Source organism: Pseudoduganella sp. RAF53_2, from assembly GCF_052113985.1.
Lineage (GTDB): Bacteria > Pseudomonadota > Gammaproteobacteria > Burkholderiales > Burkholderiaceae_D > Rugamonas.
The window spans coordinates 1-3,740 of sequence record NZ_JBFRDW010000610.1; the positions used below are offsets into that span (position 1 = coordinate 1).

Genomic DNA, 3,740 nt, shown 5'->3' on the forward strand with positions numbered 1-3,740 from the left:
ACGGCGAGCGTGTCACGCGGCCTAGTCCGAAAGGCATCGTGATTTCGCAGCATGGTTCCGTTTTTCCCTGGATGACGGTGCAGGAGAATCTGATGTTCGGCCTGAATGGCGACGACCATGGCGACAAGGCGGCGCTGGCCGACCATTACGCGGCGATGGTCGGCTTGAAAGGCTTCGAGAAGTCATATCCGCACGAGCTGTCCGGCGGCATGCTGAAGCGCGCCGAGATTGCACGGGCACTGGTGGTCAAGCCTGAGATTCTCTACATGGACGAGCCATTTTCCGCGCTCGATGCGCTGATGAACCTCAAGATGCGTAATGAGCTGCTGCGCGTTCTGGCTGAGGAACGCCATACCGTGCTGCTGATCACGCACGACGTGGAAGAAGCGCTGTATCTGGCGGACCGCATCATGGTGTTGTCGCCGCGGCCGACGAAAATCCAGGCCAGCTTCCGCGTCGAGCAGCCGCATCCGCGCAAGCTGTCCAGCCCCGAATTGCAGCAACTGAAAGAAGACATACTCACTCAACTGGGACTCTGATCATGCTGAAGATTCTTGGAAAACCTACTTCCATCAATGTCCGCAAGGTTTTGTGGACGCTTTCCGAAATTGGTGTCGCCTACGAGCGCGAAGACTGGGGCGACGGTTTCCGCTCCACCCAGACGCCGGAATTCACGGCGCTGAATCCGAACGCCATGGTGCCGGTGCTGGTCGAAGGCGATTTCGTGCTGTGGGAGTCGAACACGATCTGCCGCTACCTGTGCGGCGTGCATGGCCGCGACGACCTGCTGCCGCGCGATCCGCAAGCGCGTGCCATGGTTGAAAAGTGGATGGACTGGCAGGCCACGGATTTGAACAACGCCTGGCGTTATGCCTTCATGTCGGTGGTGCGCAAGAACCCGGCCTTCCAGGACCYGGCGCAGCTGGCGGCCAGCGTGGCAGCGTGGAACCGCAATATCGGCATTCTCGAAAAACACCTGGAAGGCGGCGACACCTTCGTCACCGGCGAGCAGTTCACGCTGGCGGACATAGTGCTGGGCCTTTCGGCAACGCGCTGGCTGATGGCGCCCATTGAGCGCCAGCCCGCGCCCGCGATTGATGCCTGGCTGGATCGCATGGCCGACCGTCCCGGCTTCCGCGACCACTGCCGCAACGGCATGGTTTAAACCAGCAGCGTAACCCAGGTGGCAGGCACGCCGTGCCTGCCACCAGCTTCTGCCTTGGGTTTCGGTCTAAGCGTCGCGCAGCTCCTGCCGTTGGTTCGGTCTAAGCGTCGCGCAGCACCTGGCGGTACTCGCTGGGCGTGACGCCCGTGGTGGCGCGGAACTGGCGTGTGAAGGCGCTATGGTCCGCGTAGCCGCAGGCGAGGGCGATTTCCGCCACGCTGGCGTCCCCGGCGAGCATGCGCGAAGCGGCATCGATACGCGTCTTGATAATCAGCTGGCGCGGCGTCAGGTGGAAGATGCGCAGGAAGTAGCGTTCGATCTGCGCCACCGACATATTCGCCGTGCGCGCCAATTTGGGAAGGGCGAGCGGCCCGTCGAACTGCTCATGAATGACCCGCACCGCCTCCGCCACCTTATGATAAGCCGGATTCTTGTGGTCGGCCATGGCTAGGTCACGTGAAATCCCGCACAAGCCGACGATGTGGCCCGCCTTATCGCGCAAGAGACGCTTCTGCGTCAGGCACCAGCCGGGCGCACGATTGGGATACAGATGCAGCTCCAGCTGATCTTCAATCTCGGCGCCATCATCCAGCACGGCGCGGTCCTGCGCCAGGAAGCGCGATCCGAACGGTTGTGCAAAAACTTCCACCGCGGTTCGGCCGAGCAGGGCAGCCTTGTCCTTCACGCCGCAGCGCTTGGCCAGTGTCTGGTTCACGACGGCGTAGCGGCCCTCCGTATCCTTGACGAAGAAAACCACGTCCGGCAGGGAGTCGAACAGCGGTTCGGTGAAGAATACGTCGGCGATACTGGCGCCGAGCGCAGTGCGTGCATGCTTGTCCATGGCGGTATTCTGCCACGATTGTGCAGATTTCGTCATCAATGACCCTTCGCTGATGCAAGACGGCGAGCCATCTTGCGCCTATGATGGAGTCTATGAAAACGATCTCCATTATCGATTCCCACACCGGCGGCGAACCTACCCGCCTGGTGATCGACGGCGGCCCGGATCTCGGGGCCGRCCCTCTGAATGAGCGCCTTGAGCGCTTCCGCCGCGAGCATGACGGATTCCGTTCTGCCGTGGTCTGCGAGCCGCGCGGTTCCGATGTGCTGGTCGGTGCGCTGCTGTGCGAGCCCCATGCGCCGGATTGCGCAGCGGGCGTCATCTTTTTCAACAACGTTGGCTATCTCGGCATGTGCGGGCACGGCACCATCGGGCTCGTGACTTCGCTCGCTTTCATGGGGCGCTTGTCGCCGGGACGGCATCGTATCGATACACCAGTCGGAGTGGTGGAAGCTGAGCTGCACGAAGATGGCAGCGTCACGTTGGAAAACGTACCGGCGTATCGATTGGCCACTGGCGTGGCCGTTGACGTGCCAGGCCACGGAACCGTTCACGGGGATGTGGCCTGGGGCGGCAACTGGTTCTTCCTGGTGTCGGATCATGGCCAGGAGCTGACGGTCGCACGGGCTGGCGCACTGACGGCCTACACGACCGCGCTGAAGAATGCCTTGGCTGCGGCGGGCATTACCGGCGTAGGCGACGCGGAGATCGACCATATCGAATTGTTCGCAGCTTCGCGCAGTGGCGCGGACAGCCAGAATTTCGTGCTTTGCCCCGGCAATGCCTACGACCGTTCGCCTTGCGGCACCGGCACCAGCGCCAAGCTGGCCTGCCTGGCTGCGGACGGCAAACTGGCCGAAGGCGCGCAGTGGCGGCAGGAGAGCATTGTCGGCAGCGTGTTCGAAGGTTCCTTCCGCATCGACGGCGAACGCCTGATTCCCATCATTCGCGGCAAGGCGTGGGTCAACGCGACGGCGCAGCTGATCATGGATGCGGACGATCCTTTCGTGTGGGGCATTCGGTGAGCAATAGCGCTGATGTGCTGGTCGTTGGTGCGGGCATCGTGGGTGCGGCGTGTGCCGATGCCTTGTCCGCACGCGGCCTGCAAGTGCTGGTGATCGAGCAGGACACGGTCGGCAGCRGCGCGACCGCGGCGGGCATGGGCCACTTGGTGGTCATGGACGACAATCCGGCCGAGCTGGCGCTGACGGCTTATTCGCTGTCGTTGTGGCGCGATTTTGTGGCCGAGCAGCCAGCCCGGCATGAATACAGCCGCTGCGGCACGATCTGGGTGGCGTCGGACGATGAGGAGCTGGCGGCGGCGCGCGCCAAGGCGGCGACCATGTCGGACTATGGTCTGGCTTGCGCCATGCTCGATTCGTCGCTGCTGTATGAGATGGAACCGCAGCTGCGTCCCGGTTTGGCGGGCGGACTGCTGGTGCATGACGATGGACTGGTGTATCCGCCCAAGAGTGCGCGTATTCTGATGGATCGCGCCCATTCGCGTGGTGCGCGCCTGATCGTCAGCAACGTGCGGCAGATCGGCGATGGCTGCGTGGTGCTGGGCGACGGTACGCGCCTCAGCGCGGATGCCGTGGTGCTGGCTGCGGGCTCGCGCTCCACGGCGCTGGTGCCTGAATTGCCGGTGCAGCCGAAAAAGGGCCATGTGATGATTACCGACCGCTATCCGGGCTTTGTGCGGCATCAGCTGGTGGAGCTGGGCTATATCAAAAG

At 63.0% G+C, this 3,740-nt stretch carries 5 protein-coding genes; 4 read left to right on the plus strand and 1 reads right to left on the minus strand.

Features of this window, described 5'->3' with window-relative positions:
- Together AB4Z11_RS26345 and AB4Z11_RS26350 are read left to right on the plus strand one after the other, a co-directional pair.
- Positions 1 to 539 (plus strand): ABC transporter ATP-binding protein (locus AB4Z11_RS26345; RefSeq protein ID WP_442028801.1); only part of this gene is annotated, 539 nt, incomplete at its 5' end.
- Positions 540 to 541: 2 nt separating this feature from the next.
- The gene (locus AB4Z11_RS26350; protein WP_442028802.1) at positions 542 to 1,165 is read left to right on the plus strand and encodes a glutathione S-transferase family protein; all 624 of its coding nucleotides are present in this window, start codon (positions 542 to 544) and stop codon (positions 1,163 to 1,165) included.
- A gap of 100 nt (positions 1,166 to 1,265) precedes the next feature.
- Here AB4Z11_RS26350 and AB4Z11_RS26355 read toward each other — a convergent pair whose 3' ends face one another.
- Entirely contained in the window at positions 1,266 to 2,042 is a 777-nt protein-coding gene (locus AB4Z11_RS26355) for a helix-turn-helix domain-containing protein (RefSeq protein WP_442028803.1), read from the minus strand.
- A gap of 56 nt (positions 2,043 to 2,098) precedes the next feature.
- Here AB4Z11_RS26355 and AB4Z11_RS26360 point away from each other — a divergent pair, with 56 nt between their 5' ends.
- Both AB4Z11_RS26360 and AB4Z11_RS26365 read left to right on the plus strand, forming a co-directional pair.
- Positions 2,099 to 3,031 (plus strand): 4-hydroxyproline epimerase, encoded by a 933-nt coding sequence (locus AB4Z11_RS26360; protein ID WP_442028804.1) that lies wholly within the window; start codon positions 2,099 to 2,101, stop codon positions 3,029 to 3,031.
- A partial coding sequence (locus AB4Z11_RS26365; RefSeq protein ID WP_442028805.1) for an NAD(P)/FAD-dependent oxidoreductase occupies positions 3,028 to 3,740 on the plus strand: 713 nt, incomplete at its 3' end. The genes AB4Z11_RS26360 and AB4Z11_RS26365, both read left to right, overlap by 4 nt.